Genomic DNA, 15,148 nt, shown 5'->3' on the forward strand with positions numbered 1-15,148 from the left:
AATTTTTAGACTTTTCCAAAAAAATAATTGACTATACATTATAATTGTCTTACAATAAAATTTATAGAAAATTAAAACTATTAAGTAGAATAGAAGGGTGGAATTATTATGACACAGCAAAAGAGGCAAGCACCAAAAGGAATTTTAGGATTTCCTGTTGCCCCAATGGATTCTGAAGGGAAAATAGATTTAGAAGCATTAGGGAAGAATATCGATTTTTTACTAGAGGGTGGGTTAAGTTCTATATTCGTTGCATGCGGTGCAGGTGAGTTGCATGCAATTAGCAATGAAGAATATAGAACGATGGTGGAAGTGGCTGTAAATAGAACGAAAGGGAAAGTTCCTCTTTATACAGGCGTTGGTGGAAACATTTCACATGCTTTAGAGCAAACAAAGATTTCCAAAGAGCTAGGTGTGGAAGGTTACTTAATCTTACCGCCATATTTGATTGATCCCTCACAGGACGGAATTTACGATTATTTAAGAACGATTATTCAAAGCACTGATTTGAATGCAATCGTCTATCAACGAGACAATTGTATTCTAGATTCCAAGACACTTAAGAAACTATGTGAGCTTCCACAACTTGTAGGGTTTAAAGATGGAGTAGGAAATATGGAGATTAATACTGAATTTACTCATTTGATAGGTGATCGTTTAGAGTGGGTGAATGGAATGCCTCTAGCAGAAGTGACAATGGCCGCGTATGTGAATTTAGGTTTTACATCGTATTCATCGGCAATTTCTAACTACATTCCGCATATTTCAGCCATGTACTATGAAGCTCTTTTGGCTGGCAATAAAGAAGTTGCACATGAGTTACATGAAGACGTTATTCTACCAATTCATCGACTTCGAAAACAGAAAAAAGGCTATGCTGTTTCTCTTATTAAGGCGGGAATGCAAATTGTTGGTCTGCCGGTGACAACGAATGTTAGAGCACCCATTGCTACCGTTGAAAAAGAACATTATGAAGAATTAAAGATAATTATTGATCATGCATTGAAAAAATATCCCGCTCCCTCAAGAGCAATATAATAGGAGGCTCTTTTAAATGACAACGATAGCTAAAACAAAAACATACTTGAATTATATAAACGGAGAATGGACTGTTTCAGAAACAGGAGAAACAGCCGAAAGTAAAAATCCAGCAAATACAGATGAAGTGGTTGGTCTTTATCAACTATCTTCAGCCAAGGACTTTGACCTAGCTGCTACGTCCGCAAGAAAAGCACAAAAAGCATGGCGTAAACTTACTGGAAATGTAAGAGGTGACTACTTGCTTAAAGCTGCAGCTATTTTGGAAGAACGTATAGAGGATATCGCAACAGCCATGACCAAAGAAATGGGAAAGACATTTGCTGAAGCGAAAGGAGAAACTGCACGTGGTGTAGCTATCTTACGTTATTATGCAGGAGAAGGCATGCGCCCGATTGGTGATGTTATTCCTCCTACTGATAGCGAAGCTCTTATGTTTACAACTAGAGTACCCCTTGGGGTCGTTGGTGTTATTACACCTTGGAACTTCCCGGTAGCTATACCGATATGGAAGATGGCACCAGCACTAATTTACGGTAATACAGTTGTTATTAAACCAGCAAGTGAGACTGCGGTTACTTGTGCAAAAGTGATTGCGTGTTTGCATGATGCAGGAATTCCAACTGGAGTTATTAATATGGTAACCGGTTCGGGTTCACTAATTGGAACAGAGATGGCCAACCATCCTGAAATAGATGGAATCACATTTACTGGTTCTAATGCGGTAGGCAAACAGCTCGCACAAACAGCCATATCAAGGGGGATCAAATATCAACTTGAAATGGGTGGAAAAAACCCAGTGATTGTTGCGAATGATGCGGATTTAGATTTGGCGGTGGAAGCAACTATTAGTGGCGGACTAAAATCATCAGGTCAAAAGTGTACGGCAACGAGTAGAGTTATAGTCCAATCAGAAGTTTATGAGCAATTTAAAGAAAAACTTCTAGAAAAAGTGGCAGGCATTACAATTGGAGATGGCATGGAAGAAGGGACATGGATGGGTCCTTCCGCAAATGAAAATCAGTTGAATACAGTACTCTCAGCTATTGCAAAAGGAAAATCAGAAGGTGCTACACTTCTCTTTGGTGGAGAAAAAGTAGAAAAAGAAGGCTTGAATGGTCATTATGTTGAACCAACAGTTTTCGAAGGTGTCTCCTCCACTATGGCACTTGCACGAGAAGAAATTTTTGGACCTGTTCTTGCGCTTATGAAAGTAAACACAATTGAAGAGGCACTAGAATTGGCAAATGACTCCGAATATGGACTAAGTGCCTCCATTTTTACAACGAAAATTAGTAATATGCTGTCGTTTATTAATGAAATGGATGCAGGTTTAGTACGTATTAACGCTGAAAGTGCAGGGGTTGAATTACAAGCACCATTTGGTGGTATGAAACAGTCAAGTTCTCATTCTCGTGAACAAGGACAAGCGGCAAAAGAGTTTTATACAGCTATAAAAACAGTGTTCATTAAATAAAAAAGCCCTTAAGTGGAGGTGTAAGAATGACTTATGAAGAAAATTTAGAAGGTAAAGGATATAAACTACCAACGCAATCAAATAAACGTATATTTGAGGCAGGAGTTAGAACTGGTAATTTGATTTTTGTTAGTGGTAATGCAGCGAAAGTAGATGGTGTATTAAAATATAAAGGGATTGTCGGAGATACAGTTACTTTGGAACAGGCACAAGATGCGGCTAAGATTGCTTTTGTAAATTGTTTAGCGACAGTACGGAATATGATGGGTAGTTTGGATAGGATGAAGAGAATTGTTAATATAAAAGGCTATGTGGCAAGTACTCCAGAATTCACTGACCAACCAAAAGTGATGGATGAAGTATCTAGATTGGCAATTGAGATATTTGGCGAAGTAGGAAAACATAGTAGGGTTTCACTTGGAACATCTTCACTACCGGAAGGAACACCTGTAGAAGTTGAAATTGTTGTTGAAGTGGAATTTGATTGAAAAATATGCAAAATAACTAGATAAGGAGAATGATTGATGAAAAATATGAACGACTTACCTTTAGGCATTAAACAATTATTTACAAGTATTACTCATTTGAAAGAAGGAGAAAAAGTACTAGTCATTACGGATGATCATAAAAGAGAAATTGGTGAATTTGTATACAATTATGCTAAAGAATTCTTTGAAACTTCCATGATTGTTATGCCGCCAACTGAAGGGCATGGTGCAGAACCTACAGAAGCTGTTATTGCGGCATTGAATAATTGTGATGTTGCATTTGGTGCTACTACTTATTCCTTGTATCATTCAAAAGCACGCTTAAGTACAAGCAAAAATGGACGACTGCGATGGATTGGGCTTCAAGATTATGCTCTTCATATGTTCGAAACAGGTGGATTAACTGCTGATTTTGATGAGGTTACCCGAGTTGTTAATCGAGTTGCACCTTTTTATAAAGGTAAAACATTTACACTTACTGCACCTGGTGGTACTAATATGGTATGTAGCATAGAAGGACGTGAACCTGTGCTGGATCATGGAACGGCAACCGTGCCTGGTTCTGCTTCATTTCCCCCTAATGCAGAAGTTGCACTAGGACCAGTTGAAGGAACTGCAAACGGTGTATTAGTATTTGATGGAAGTATCCCACATCCATTGTTAAATTTAATCGAAGAACCGATTACATGCACAGTGAAGGATGGTTACATTACAGAGATAACGGGTGGACGTGAGGCAGATATATTACGTAAGATGCTAGCAGACTTCAACGATACTTCCGTTTATAATATTGCAGAGCTTGGACTTGGTCTCAATAAAGAAAATGTCCTGTGCGGACATATGGCTCCAGATGAAGGATCATTTGGTAATATTCATATTGGTATCGGGAAGAATTTAAACTTCGGTGGACATGTCAATTCGCCATTACATCTCGATATGGTTATTAAAACAGTATCTTGTAATATTGATGGGAAAGATATTATGAAGGACGGAGAACTACTCGTATAAGAAAAGAAATTTTTTAGCAAAGAACTCTTGGTATTCAACTTATGGTGTAAAGGCTAACTAGTTATACCAAGAGACTTTTTAGGTAAATTTAATATCTCTATAAGTAAGCGCTTACAATCATATAAAAGAATGAGGTGGTTAAATGAAAAAGAACAATACAGTTGCAGCAATTATACTCTGTTTTGCAATGATCATGGCGGTAGCGGGTTGCTCTGCTTCAGCTAATGGAGAGACGGATAGTAAACGAATTATAAGTGTTGCAACAGTACAACCTGAAAATCATGCAATTGTGCAGGGTTTAAATGCATTTAAACAACATGTAGAAGACGAACTGGGAGATAGTTTTGAGATTAGACTTTTTACTAATGGTGTAATTGGTGGAAATTCAGAGGCACTCGAACTGTTACAAATGGGATCGCTCGATTTAATAGCTACGAGTGGGAGTAATTTGGAAGCATTTGCGAATGAGTATAAGATTTTTGGTTTACCTTATTTATTTAATGATGAAGCTAGCTTCCGGAAGGTGATGAATGAAGAAGAATTTACAGATATAATTTATAATTCGACGACTCAAAAGGGAATCCAAGGTGTAGCCTGGTTTTCTAATGGAGTAAATAATTTTTATGCTTCACAAAAAATTGAAACACCAGAAGACTTAAAAGGTTTAAAGATTCGTGTTCAGTCTAGTGAGGCAAATGTAAAACTTGTACAAGGATTTGATGCTGCAGCAGTTGTCATGGCTTATGGAGAAGTGTATACAGCCCTACAAAATCGTGTGATTGATGCAGGTACTAACCCTGAAATGGCTCTAGTTGATATGAAGCATGGGGAAGTTGCTAAATACTATTCACGTACAGAACATCAAATTTTCACTGATATGCTTGTTGCAAATACGGACTTTTTAAATTCTCTTAATGAGAAGGAAAAAGAAGTTTTCCAAAACGGATTTAAATTGAGTAGTCAAGTTGCAAATGAAGCTTGGGATAAACGAATTACAGAGGTGACGAAAGAAGCAAAGGAAATGGGAGTAAAATTTATCACAGTCGACAAGGAATCATTCGAAGAAATACAAAAACCTGTAAAAGAAGAATTACTGAACTCCAATCCGGAATTACAACCACTTTATGATATGATTCAACAAATTCAAAATTAAAGAAGGTGAAATTATTGGGAAGAGTTAAAAACATAATGGATAAGGTATTATCTGGTGCTTGCGCTTTTTTATTGTCTTTTATGACACTACTTGCTACTTATCAAGTGATTACACGATATGTTTTTAGTAGTCCAAGTACAATATCTGAAGATCTGTTAAGTTACTCATTTGTTTGGGTATCTTTACTAGGTACAGCGTTAGTATTTGGTCAAAAAGATCATATGAAACTATCCATATTTTCAGACAAATTAAAAGGTGTAAAACAGTTTGCATTATCATTCTTCACCGAATTACTCATCATGTCTATTGCGATAATTGTCTTTTTTATCGGTGGAACGAAGGTTGTGGGCGTCGGCTCCATACAAATTTCACCTACGTTAAATATCTCTATGGAGTGGATTTACATTGTGCTTCCAATAAGTGGTGTTTTGATAGTAGTCTATAACTTCATTAATATTATCCAATTAGTTCAACAATTTACTAAAAGTAAAAAGGAGGGGATTCTATGAGTGTAGCTGTAACAGCGGGTTTATTGATCCTCATTACAATTGTCATTCTATTGCTTCTAGGTATTCCAATTGGTATAGCGCTCATTGTTGCATCGATACTAGCGATTACACAAGTTTTAGGTTTTTCTGCGGCAATTCCCTCATCGGCTTTAAAAATGTTTCAAGGTATAAATATATTTACTTTATTGGCCATCCCTTTCTTTATTCTAGCAGGGAATATTATGAATAAAGGTGGTATAGCTGTACGACTGATTAACTTAGCAACAGCATTGACTGGAAGGATACCAGGATCACTTGCACAGACAAATGTAGTTGCAAACATGCTTTTTGGGTCAGTATCTGGCTCTGGAACAGCTGCCGTTTCAGCAATGGGTTCTATTATGGGTCCTATTCAAAAAAAAGAAGGCTATGATGAAAACTTTACCGCGGCAATTAATATTGCAACTGCTCCTACGGGATTGTTAATACCACCAAGTACTGCACTCATCACATATGCATTGGTAAGTGGAGGTACTTCAGTAGCAGCTCTTTTTCTTGGAGGTGTGATTCCTGGCATATTGTGGGGAATAAGCTGTATGATCGTTGCATTCTTTTACGCGAAGAAGAAAGGATATGTTGGTAAAAAACAATTATCTTTAAAAGAATTCTTAAAGGTTGCACTTGATGCAATTCCAAGTTTATTACTAATCCTTATTGTTGTTTTTGGAATTGTTGGTGGAATATTTACTGCCACGGAAGGCTCCGCAATTGCCGTTGTTTACAGTTTACTTTTATCTACTATTTTTTATAAAACAATCAATTTAAAAGAATTATATGCTATTTTAATAGAAAGTTCGAAGTTATCTGCTATTATCATGTTTTTAATAGGAGCATCTAATATTATGGCTTGGGTTATGTCGTTTACCGGAATCCCAGATATGATGGCAACCGCGATATTAGGTATTTCTGATAATCCAATTATCATTTTGTTAGCTATAAATATTTTGTTGTTGTTCGTAGGGACATTTATGGATCTGACACCAGCGATATTAATTTTTACTCCAATATTACTTCCTGTATGCTTGGCACTAGGTATGACCCCCTTGCATTTTGGTATTATGCTTACGTTTAACCTTTGTATCGGAACTATTACACCACCTGTAGGGAATATTCTATTTGCTGGTATTAAAGTATCAGACGTAAAATTGGAAAGGGTTATGCCGCATCTATTTAAATTTTATATAGCTATTTTTGTAGTACTATTGTTGGTAACATATATTCCATGGTTTTCAACATTCTTACCGTCTTTAGCTGGGTTAAGTTAGGTTATTTAAAGAAGTAGATGAATATATAGAGAGAATGGGGTACTACGACTTCACTCTCTTTTTACATAGTATTTTGAAGTGTATTTGTCATTTTAGTGTATAATTGTCATATAGAAAATCTCGATTATTTTTATAGGAAGTTGGGATTTAATGAAGGAGCATATAATGGACACCATCCGTAGAAGCACCTTATCACAACAGGTGCTAGAACAAATTATTTATATGATAATGAACGGACAATTAAAGCCGGGAGATAAATTGCCGTCTGAAATGTTATTGATGGAACAGCTTGATGTAAGCCGACCAGTTTTGCGCGAGGCTCTTGGCTCATTGGAAACATTAGAAATTATAACAAGAAGACCGAGGAGTGGCACGTTCGTCAATGATAAAGTGGGGAGCAGCCCATTCATAGCAATGCTCGCCTTATCCATCAACAATATACCTGCTATCATTGAAGCTCGAATGGCTTTAGAATTGGGACTTGTTACAATTGCAGCGGAAAAGATATCCGATGATCAACTTGAAAAAATAAAAGAAACAATTGATAGAATTCAAGAAAATCCAAATAGTGATTACGGAAAGTTAGATAAGGAATTTCATCAGCTAATTGCGCAAAGTGCGAACAATCCCATAGTAGAAGGTATGATTGACTCGCTACTAATTACGCATGAAAAAACAGATAGCCTCATTACTTATCGTGAACCCTCTATTACAATTGAACATCATTTAGCTATATATGAAGCATTGAAAGAAAGAGATCCTCATGAATCGTTCAATCAAATGTATAAGCATTTGAAATACGTAAGGAAGAAAATTTTAGATGACTATGAAAAAAATAACTAAAACTCGTCCTTGGGGAAGAAAAGGTTAAATTACAGGTTTTAGGTATTCTGAAAGAGTTTAGAATACGTTTCTTCTTCCTGAAAAATATTGAATATGTAGGAATCCCAAAGAACCAAATATCTTATTGTAAAGTAGCTGATAGGTTAATATCGGTTACTTTTTTAGTGTCCCTGTGTAGCAAACAATTCTGATAACTTAAGAATATTCTTTAAGATCACGAGGTCTCTGATCATGGAACAATATATAGTTTTACCAAAATTCATATTCCCCCTGTTGAGTTTGCAGCAATTGCTCCATATAACGTGGTGTTAGTTCAGTTAATGGATACAACTGCAAAAGTTACTGGACGTTTAATGGGAGATATAGCTATTGGAGATTCTGTGGAGTTGGATCGAGTAGAAGCTGGAGCCTATCTTTATAAAAAATGTGTAAACTAACCTTTGCTTTTTAGCACAGGTTTTTTAGGAGGATAGAATAATGTTAGAAGCTTGTACTTTTCGTAGTAGTTTGTGGACTGTTAAGTTTATAGTATTAGCGGTGCCCTGTTAGTAGGAAAAATAGTTCAGTTTAATATGGAAGGGGGGTAAAATGAAGTAGCTATTGGAGTTATTTTATCTGGAACCGTACCAAGCGGAACATCTGCTAATTTATTTTCCTTCATAGCGGGGGGAGATGTGGCGTTAAGTATTACGATGGCCACTTTAGATACTATTATATCTCCGATTCTCACACCTTCTTTAACACAGCTATTCGCTGGTCAGCTTATTCCTATAGAGTTTTGGTCCATTTTTTTAAATATAATTTATATCGTTTTTATTCCATTATTTTTAGGTGTTTTTTTACAGTGGAAATTTAGCCATACTGTTAATCGTGTGAAACCTTATACATCTATTCTTTCTCAGCTAGCCTTATTTTTAATTATTGTTTCAGTTATCTCGAGTGCACAGTCATCCCTAGAGGAGAATTTGCATTTATTGCCTCTCATTGGCTTTGCGGTTTTCCTTCAGGTTGCCATTCCAATGTTTGGTGGCTATTATTTGTCAAAATTATTTAATGTAGGAGAAGCTGCGGCACGTTCCATTTTATTTCAAACTGGTATTTGCAATACGGCACTTGCAGCTACCCTGGCATTAGAGCATGTAAGCTCACTCGCTGCTGTACCTGCAGTTGTAAATATGGTAATCAATTTGACTTTGGGGGCTATTATGTCAAATTATTTTGCAAAGAAGAAGGCTGTTTTGGTCCCTGTGTAAGAAACAATTCTAAATTGTTTCTTACACAGGGACAAATGAAGTAGAAGGGCGGGGATTGTTAATTGATTACAAATGATTTTTATTCGCAGGAAAATGTAGGACCTTACGAGATTTATAATTTAGGAGATTTCAAATTGGAAGATGGCGGTATTATTCCAAATTTGAAGTTGGCATATACCACGCACGGTGAGTTAAACGCTGCAAAAAATAATGTAATAGTTATTCCTACTTGGTTTTCTGGTACAAGTAAAGATTATGAATCTTATATTGGTATAGACAGAGCTTTAAATCCGAGTGAATACTTTATCATAGTCATTAATCAAATTGGAAATGGAGTTTCCAGTTCTCCTCATAATAGCCCGGATCCTATTTCGATGGCGAACTTTCCGAATGTTCGAATTGGGGATGATGTGCGCGCACAACATAAACTCATTACTGAGAAGTATGGTATTGAAGAAATTGCTTTAGTTGTTGGGGCGTCGATGGGTGCTCAACAGACGTATGAATGGGCGGTTCGCTACCCAGATATGGTCAAACGAGCAGCGCCAATTGCGGGGACTGCCAAAAATACCGTGCATGATTTTTTATTTACCAAAACATTAAATGATGCAATTACGTCAGATCCAGGTTGGAAAGATGGAAACTATTCTTCCCATTTAGAAGTTTCAGATGGTTTAAAAAGGCATGCGGATATTTGGGCAGTGTTAGGACTGAGTACGGAGTTTTATAAACAAGAAAAATGGACTTTATTCGATATGAATAGTGTTGAAGAATTCATCGAAGAATTTCTACATCCTTTATATGAAAGTTTGGATCCCAATTCATTACTAACAATGGGTTGGAAATGGCAACGTGGCGACGTCAGTCGAAATACAGGAGACAGTCTAGAAGAAGCACTTGGGCGAATAAAAGCAAAAGTGTTTGTTATGCCCATTAGCGATGATATGTTTTTTACAGTTAGAGATTGTGAAGCTGAGCAAAAAATGATTCCAAACAGTGAGTTAAAAATAGTTAATAGTGTTTGCGGTCATTTCGGTCTTTCTGGAGTAGATGGAGCGGATTACCATAGACAAATAGATAATTATTTAAATGAACTTTTATCTATCAATGTGGTAGAACCAGTTTGATTTTTTTGTCCCTGTGTAAGAAACAATTCTATTAAATTAGCCCTCAGGAATTTACTTCTTGAGGGCTAATTTGTATGGAAATTATATTAAGCTGTCCCTGTGTAAGAAACAATTGCAAATTGTTTCTTACACAGGGACAGCATATCATGTTCAAACTTGAACGAGCATATAGTACAAAAAGCAACAAAGGGGAAAGAATATTGAATCGTAGAATACTTGAAGAACAAGCGATACTGCTGGATGTAACAGCAACAGAATGGGAGGATGCTGTACGTATTTGTGGGGATTTACTTGTGCAAACGGGAAAAGTGGAAACAACTTATGTGGAGGCAATGATTCGTAATATACATGAGCTTGGACCATATATTCTAATAGCACCTAGTGTTGCTATGCCTCATGCACGTCCGGAAGATGGCGTGATTCAAGAAGGTATTAGTGTTGTCGTTTTAAAAGAGGAAATCGCATTTGGAAACGGCAAAGAGTTTAAGGTATTAATAGGCTTGGCTGCTTTAAATAGTAAGTCGCATATTTACATTTTACAAAAAATTGCGGAGGTGATTTCTCAAGCAAAGTCTATTGAGCGTTTAAAAAATGCAACTAGGTATGATGAAATTCTTCGTTTATTCAATGAAAAAGAGGAGCATGATTCGTGAAAATACTAGCAGTCTGTGGAATGGGTTTTGGATCTAGCATGATGTTGAAAATGACAATTGAAAAAATATTAAAGGAAAAAGGTATTACAGCGGATGTAGAGACTGCCGATTTTACTACAGCATCGAGTATATATGCAGATTTTATATTCACTAATGAAGAATTTGCTAAACAATTGGAGGGGGGAAAAGTAAAGGTTGTGAGTGTGAAAAATATTGCGGATTTAAATGAAGTAAGAGGTGCATTGGAGTCAGTATTAAACACATAAGGGGGATAGAGTATGGCTTTTTTTGAATTCTTAATGAATGAAATTTTAAGCATTCCTGCTGTGTTGGTTGGTTTAATGGTATTTATCGGACTCGTTGCTCAGCGTGCCGCTACGACGAAAGTGATGTCTGGGACGCTTAAGAGTATTATTGGTTTCCTTATACTGGGTGCTGGTGCCGGGGTCATTGTAGGTTCTTTAGATTCGTTAGGTGGAATTATTGATGAAGCTTTCCATATTCAAGGGGTAATACCGAATAATGAAGCGATTGTTGCTATCGCTCAGCAAATGTTCGGTACGGAAACAGCACTTATAATGGGATTTGGATTTATTGCAAATATATTATTTGCCCGTTTTACGCCATGGAAGTATATCTTTTTAACGGGACATCATACATTCTTTATGGCGGCTTTGTTGTCAGCAGTGTTAGGAACTACTGGAATGGATGGAGCTACTCTGGTTATTGTAGGTTCCTTATTATTAGGGTTTTTCATGGTAGCGATGCCGGCACTTGGTCAACCGTTTATGAGGCAAGTTACTGGAAATGACGATATTGCGATTGGTCATTTTGGGACGTTTGGTTATATTGCTGCCGGCTTTATTGGGAAATGGTTTGGCAATAAATCAAAATCCACTGAGGATATTAAAATCTCTGAGAAATGGTCATTTTTGAAGGATTCCTTGATCACTACTGCTTTAACAATGGTAGCTATTTTCATCATTTTAGCGGTTCTAGCAGGTTCTGATGTGGTGTCTAATTTCTCTGGAGACCAAAACTATATTATGTTCAGTATTATGCAAGGTATTATGTTCGCTGCTGGGTTAAGTATTATTTTACTCGGAGTCCGTATGATTCTAAATGAAATCGTACCAGCATTTAAAGGTATTGCAGATAAGCTTGTTCCGGGGGCAAAACCTGCACTAGATATACCAATAGTATTCCCATATGCTCCAACTGCTGTAATGATTGGGTTCCTTTTCAGTTTTGCTGGAGGGCTTATTAGTATGGCGTTGTTAGGTGTATTGTCATTGCCTCTGATCATTCCGGGTCTTGTTCCTCATTTCTTTACTGGAGCGGGTGCGGGAGTATTTGGTAATGCAACAGGCGGTCGAATTGGTGCTGCTGCAGGTGGATTTGTAAATGGTGTTTTAATCAGCTTCTTGCCAGCGTTTTTACTGCCTGTGTTAGGAGAACTTGGTTTTGCTAATACAACATTTGGTGATTCTGATTTTGGTGTAATCGGTATTATTATTGGATACATTGCAAGTCTATTTAACTAAAATTTAAAGGTAGCCTTCTTTCGATTGGGAGAAGGTTACCTAATTTTATGAGGAGAGGTATTTTATTGATAGAGTCGATTGAACAACTAAGATTTACAGCTACTGTGCTGAGAAAAAGGATATTATCTACTGCTTATTATAAAAAACAGGGCCATGTTGGTGGTTCCTTATCTTGTGCAGATATTTTAGTTAGTTTATTTTTTCGTCAATTATCTATTGATCCGTCTAATCCAAGATGGGAAGATAGAGACCGCTTTGTGTTATCAAAGGGACACACGGCATTGGGGTTATATGCAACGTTGGCACTGAGAGGATACATTTCCGAAGAGGAGCTTAAAACCTTCGATCAATTCGAATCACGATTACAGGCACACCCGGATATGACCAAGTTAGATGCGTTAGATATGTCGACAGGTTCCTTGGGACAGGGATTATCAGCTGCGGTTGGTATGGCAATAGGTGCGAAAAGGTTAAAGAAAGATTTTCATGTGTATTGTTTGATAGGCGACGGAGAATCGCAGGAAGGTCAAGTTTGGGAAGCTGCAAATATTGCTGAAAAGTATAAGTTAGATAACCTCATTGTTATTATGGATCAAAACGGGCTGCAGCAATATGGTTGGAAAAATGGCCATGACAGAATGAATCCAGAGAGTAACGGAAGAAGGAAGTTTGCCAGTTTTGGATTTGAAACATGGGAAGTAGATGGACATAGTATAGAAGATTTAGTTACTGTGCTGGACGAAGTGAAGGGTAGGGGGAATGGTCAGCCTAAAGCAATTATTGCCAATACGACAAAGGGTAAAGGTGTTCGTTTTATGGAGAATAATTATGTTTGGCATTCTAAAGCCCCTAATGATGAGGAGTATATTACAGCGCTAACTGAACTAGAAGAGGGGGATTAACGGCATGTCTATAAGTGTACGCGACCAATTTGGAAAGCAATTAGCAAAGTTAGCAAAAGAGGATTCTAGAGTTCTTGCGCTTGATGGAGATCTTGGAAATTCAACTCGTCTCGATTCTATAGAGAAGGAAACAGCCGATTCCTTTTTACAGATGGGGATTGCGGAACAAAATATGGTTGGGGTAGCAGCTGGTCTAGCTTCGGTAGGATTTCAGCCTTGGGTGTGCAGCTTTGCCACTTTTTTAACGAAAAGAGCATTAGACCAGATTATAGTCAGTGTTGCCCAGACTAATTTTGATGTGAAGTTAGTTGGCAGCTATAGTGGACTACTAACAAGCAACACTGGTAAAACACATCATTCCTTAGATGATATCGCCATCATGACGACAATCCCAAATATGACTGTCATAGCTCCAGGCGATGCTAGGGAAACGGTTGCTGCTATGAAAGCTATGCATAGAACAGTGGGACCTATGTATTTAAGGCTTACTAGGGATGAAACGATTCCTTCCTTTTTACCTGATGAAGACTTTGAAATTGGAAAAGGTAAAACTTTGGGGGAAGGTACGGATATGTTAGTAGTAACTACCGGGAGCACTACTTATCGTGTTGCCGAGGTTATTAAACAAATGGAAGACGTTTCGATTGCTCATCAACATTTCCCAACCTTAAAACCATTTGATAAAGAGCTGTTAATAGAAGGAGCTAGAAAAGTTCGTCAAGTAGTAACGGTGGAGGAGCATTATAAACGTGGCGGTCTCGGAAGTATTGTTTCGGAGATATTGTCAGAAAGCTTACCAAGGAAGATTTACAGAATTGGAGTTCCCGACAATTTTTTTGGTTGTGGAACAGATAAAGAATTATTAGAGGCAACTGGGCTTTCGGTGGAAGCTATTAGGAAGTCGTTGATTGACTTGTCCCTGTGTAAGAAACAATTTTGAATTGTTTCTTACACAGGGATGTTTTTATATGAAAATGTAAAATAAGTGATTCTAATTATCTATTTAAAAGCGTGAGTGTTATAATAATTTCAATATAATGTATAGTAGTGGGTTAATAGGTCTAATTATGGGTATATGAAAGTAGTAAAGATCCTGAAGTACTTCGACAAAATTTGTAGCAAATTAGGTGTTTCAATATATTACTAGTCTATTAAGTTTTAACGACATTGACTAATCTAGCCAGAGTTTAATATAAAATGTAGCTAATTACCATTTAGACCTTAGGAGGAGCAAGACATGACAGCAATTGAATTAAATGATGAATTTAAAAAAATATTGGAATACGGATACATATTAGGAAACGAAAATAAAACGATCAAAGCAAACGAGTTTATCGATGAGATGTCAGCTCAATTAAAAGTTTTATTTGAAAAGAATAATGACCCTGTGTAACAAACAATTTTAATAAATATTAGTTTCATAAACCAATTAAGAAAATCGCCCTCAAGACTTCCGAGTTTGAGGGCGATTTTTTTGTTGATTTAAAGGGGGAAGTTATCCGTTTAGCGAGTAAAGAGTGAGTATCGAAGGTAGGAGAGCGAGTAAGAGTAATCTGGAAATGAGTAAGCATGCACCTATCATTTTAAATTTAATTAATTATCAGAATAGTTTGCTGCACAGGGACACAAAAAAAGAGACCAAATAGGAACCAGCAAAAAAAGACAAAAAAAGTCCAAAACAAAACATTGATTTATCCAAAAAAGGTATTATAATTAACTTAAAAATACATGTCATATACATGTGTTTTATAGAATAAACTAATTATAAATTACACCATAAAACAAAAAAGAGAATTGTATGGTGCATATAAAGATACATATGTATTTTTATTTTGAAAGGTGAGGGAAA

The 15,148-nt window shown here is 36.8% G+C and carries 16 protein-coding genes and 1 pseudogene; all 17 read left to right on the forward strand.

Annotation, left to right across the window (positions count from 1 at the left end):
* Positions 1–108 precede the first annotated feature (108 nt).
* The 17 genes and pseudogenes from kdgD (at position 109) to BM260_RS18415 (ending at position 14,692) form a co-directional block, all read left to right on the forward strand.
* Positions 109–1,038, forward strand: a complete 930-nt coding sequence (gene kdgD, locus BM260_RS09730) for a 5-dehydro-4-deoxyglucarate dehydratase (protein ID WP_093537160.1) — start codon at positions 109–111, stop codon at positions 1,036–1,038.
* A 16-nt stretch (positions 1,039–1,054) separates the two neighbouring features.
* Positions 1,055–2,515: an alpha-ketoglutaric semialdehyde dehydrogenase GucD gene (gucD, locus tag BM260_RS09735; RefSeq protein WP_093537161.1), complete on the forward strand. Its 1,461-nt coding sequence runs from the start codon at positions 1,055–1,057 to the stop codon at positions 2,513–2,515.
* A gap of 26 nt (positions 2,516–2,541) precedes the next feature.
* Entirely contained in the window at positions 2,542–3,003 is a 462-nt protein-coding gene (locus tag BM260_RS09740; protein ID WP_093537162.1) for a RidA family protein, read from the forward strand.
* A gap of 36 nt (positions 3,004–3,039) precedes the next feature.
* Positions 3,040–4,011: an aminopeptidase gene (locus tag BM260_RS09745; protein WP_093537163.1), complete on the forward strand. Its 972-nt coding sequence runs from the start codon at positions 3,040–3,042 to the stop codon at positions 4,009–4,011.
* A 142-nt stretch (positions 4,012–4,153) separates the two neighbouring features.
* Positions 4,154–5,164, forward strand: coding sequence for a TRAP transporter substrate-binding protein DctP (dctP, locus tag BM260_RS09750; protein WP_093537164.1), 1,011 nt, complete (start codon positions 4,154–4,156; stop codon positions 5,162–5,164).
* Positions 5,165–5,199: 35 nt separating this feature from the next.
* The gene (locus BM260_RS09755; protein ID WP_217646101.1) at positions 5,200–5,673 is read left to right on the forward strand and encodes a TRAP transporter small permease; all 474 of its coding nucleotides are present in this window, start codon (positions 5,200–5,202) and stop codon (positions 5,671–5,673) included.
* Positions 5,670–6,977 carry a TRAP transporter large permease gene (locus BM260_RS09760; RefSeq protein ID WP_093537166.1) on the forward strand — a complete coding sequence of 436 codons (1,308 nt, stop codon included), beginning with the start codon at positions 5,670–5,672 and terminating at the stop codon, positions 6,975–6,977. Before BM260_RS09755 ends, BM260_RS09760 begins: the two co-directional genes overlap by 4 nt.
* Before the next feature lie 150 nt (positions 6,978–7,127).
* A complete protein-coding gene (locus tag BM260_RS09765; protein ID WP_093537167.1) occupies positions 7,128–7,820 on the forward strand; it encodes a FadR/GntR family transcriptional regulator in 693 nt (230 codons plus the stop codon).
* A 227-nt stretch (positions 7,821–8,047) separates the two neighbouring features.
* A pseudogene (locus BM260_RS09770) lies at positions 8,048–8,257 on the forward strand (Zn-ribbon domain-containing OB-fold protein); the annotation flags it as partial.
* Between the two features lie 162 nt (positions 8,258–8,419).
* Positions 8,420–9,073, forward strand: a complete 654-nt coding sequence (locus BM260_RS09775) for a bile acid:sodium symporter family protein (RefSeq protein WP_093537169.1) — start codon at positions 8,420–8,422, stop codon at positions 9,071–9,073.
* Between the two features lie 62 nt (positions 9,074–9,135).
* Positions 9,136–10,200, forward strand: coding sequence for an alpha/beta fold hydrolase (locus BM260_RS09780; protein WP_093537170.1), 1,065 nt, complete (start codon positions 9,136–9,138; stop codon positions 10,198–10,200).
* 200 nt (positions 10,201–10,400) lie between these two features.
* Complete coding sequence (locus BM260_RS09785; RefSeq protein ID WP_175496256.1) at positions 10,401–10,853, forward strand: PTS sugar transporter subunit IIA; 453 nt, start codon at positions 10,401–10,403, stop codon at positions 10,851–10,853.
* Positions 10,850–11,119 carry a PTS sugar transporter subunit IIB gene (locus BM260_RS09790; protein ID WP_093537172.1) on the forward strand — a complete coding sequence of 90 codons (270 nt, stop codon included), beginning with the start codon at positions 10,850–10,852 and terminating at the stop codon, positions 11,117–11,119. The genes BM260_RS09785 and BM260_RS09790 overlap by 4 nt, the downstream gene beginning before the upstream one ends.
* 12 nt (positions 11,120–11,131) lie before the next feature.
* Positions 11,132–12,397 (forward strand): PTS ascorbate transporter subunit IIC, encoded by a 1,266-nt coding sequence (locus BM260_RS09795; protein ID WP_093537173.1) that lies wholly within the window; start codon positions 11,132–11,134, stop codon positions 12,395–12,397.
* 47 nt (positions 12,398–12,444) lie between these two features.
* Positions 12,445–13,299: a transketolase gene (locus BM260_RS09800; protein ID WP_093537174.1), complete on the forward strand. Its 855-nt coding sequence runs from the start codon at positions 12,445–12,447 to the stop codon at positions 13,297–13,299.
* A 4-nt stretch (positions 13,300–13,303) separates the two neighbouring features.
* Complete coding sequence (locus tag BM260_RS09805) at positions 13,304–14,239, forward strand: transketolase family protein (protein WP_093537175.1); 936 nt, start codon at positions 13,304–13,306, stop codon at positions 14,237–14,239.
* Positions 14,240–14,536: 297 nt separating this feature from the next.
* Complete coding sequence (locus BM260_RS18415; protein ID WP_175496257.1) at positions 14,537–14,692, forward strand: hypothetical protein; 156 nt, start codon at positions 14,537–14,539, stop codon at positions 14,690–14,692.
* Positions 14,693–15,148: the final 456 nt, after the last annotated feature.

The organism is Psychrobacillus psychrotolerans, from assembly GCF_900115805.1.
Taxonomy (GTDB): Bacteria; Bacillota; Bacilli; order Bacillales_A; family Planococcaceae; genus Psychrobacillus; species Psychrobacillus psychrotolerans.

What these genes read in the sequence shown, in the direction of transcription:
- BM260_RS09800 (WP_093537174.1), top strand. Translation starts at nt 12,445, where the DNA reads ATGAGGAGAGGTATTTTATTGATAGAGTCGATTGAACAACTAAGATTT.
- dctP (WP_093537164.1), top strand. Translation starts at nt 4,154, where the DNA reads ATGAAAAAGAACAATACAGTTGCAGCAATTATACTCTGTTTTGCAATG.
- gucD (WP_093537161.1), top strand. Translation starts at nt 1,055, where the DNA reads ATGACAACGATAGCTAAAACAAAAACATACTTGAATTATATAAACGGA.
- BM260_RS09765 (WP_093537167.1), top strand. Translation starts at nt 7,128, where the DNA reads ATGAAGGAGCATATAATGGACACCATCCGTAGAAGCACCTTATCACAA.
- BM260_RS18415 (WP_175496257.1), top strand. Translation starts at nt 14,537, where the DNA reads ATGACAGCAATTGAATTAAATGATGAATTTAAAAAAATATTGGAATAC.
- BM260_RS09760 (WP_093537166.1), top strand. Translation starts at nt 5,670, where the DNA reads ATGAGTGTAGCTGTAACAGCGGGTTTATTGATCCTCATTACAATTGTC.
- BM260_RS09740 (WP_093537162.1), top strand. Translation starts at nt 2,542, where the DNA reads ATGACTTATGAAGAAAATTTAGAAGGTAAAGGATATAAACTACCAACG.
- BM260_RS09805 (WP_093537175.1), top strand. Translation starts at nt 13,304, where the DNA reads ATGTCTATAAGTGTACGCGACCAATTTGGAAAGCAATTAGCAAAGTTA.
- BM260_RS09795 (WP_093537173.1), top strand. Translation starts at nt 11,132, where the DNA reads ATGGCTTTTTTTGAATTCTTAATGAATGAAATTTTAAGCATTCCTGCT.
- BM260_RS09745 (WP_093537163.1), top strand. Translation starts at nt 3,040, where the DNA reads ATGAAAAATATGAACGACTTACCTTTAGGCATTAAACAATTATTTACA.
- BM260_RS09755 (WP_217646101.1), top strand. Translation starts at nt 5,200, where the DNA reads ATGGATAAGGTATTATCTGGTGCTTGCGCTTTTTTATTGTCTTTTATG.
- kdgD (WP_093537160.1), top strand. Translation starts at nt 109, where the DNA reads ATGACACAGCAAAAGAGGCAAGCACCAAAAGGAATTTTAGGATTTCCT.